The following is a 778-nucleotide window of genomic DNA, read 5'->3' on the forward strand; positions in this document are numbered from 1 at the left end:
CCGAGCGGATGGCGATGACGCTGGAGAGTGGATAAGCAAAATGCGCGCTGCGGCAACCAATGAGTCTTATCGCGGCGTGTTTATGTTTTCACGCGGTAAGATGAGCAGCTCCATGAGGGTAGTGCATCGATACTATCAGGGACAGGAGCAGGAGCGCCTCACCCAGTTAGACGGAGCAATGGGTGAAATTCTGCGTCGAGGTAGCGAGGTGATGTGCCTGATTAATGGGCAGAGGCTGGTTCAGCTCGATAAAAAAGAATTTGAAAACCCTGTGAGTGCCGCGTTTGAAGGGTTTATGCCAGGGCACAAATACTATTTTGTTCATAAGCAAGGCTATGAGCGTGTTGTTGATCGATCTGCGGTGAAGCTCGAAATTAGTGCGAAAGATGCACTCCGCTATAGCTACCATTTGTGGCTAGATCAGCGTTCAGGTTTGTTGCTCAAATCGCAAGTGATCGGTTTAAAAGGGCAGGCGCTAGAAAGTTTCCAGTTTACGCAACTAGAGTTGCCTACCGAGACGCGCGACGAAGAATTCGCTTTCGATCTTGATGATGAGGCCGTTTCACATCACTCTCTTCCGATGAGCGAGAAAGATCTTCGGTGGCCGGAAAGGCTCGCATGGGAGGCAGAGTTCATTCCACCAGGTTTTATGCAAGTTGAATCATCTACGACGAATGGCAATGTCATTTTGTTCTCCGATGGCCTGGCGAATTACACGGTGTTTGTCGAACTTAAAGGTAAACAGGAGCTACCCGAGGGCGCATCGATCGTTGGCGCG

General features: G+C 50.1%; 1 protein-coding gene. It reads left to right on the plus strand.

Annotated features, from left to right (window positions below):
- Positions 1 to 778 (plus strand): sigma-E factor regulatory protein RseB domain-containing protein (locus A3751_RS17995; RefSeq protein WP_068458408.1); only part of this gene is annotated, 778 nt, incomplete at both ends.

The sequence above is a fragment of the Oleiphilus sp. HI0080 genome (assembly GCF_001635135.1).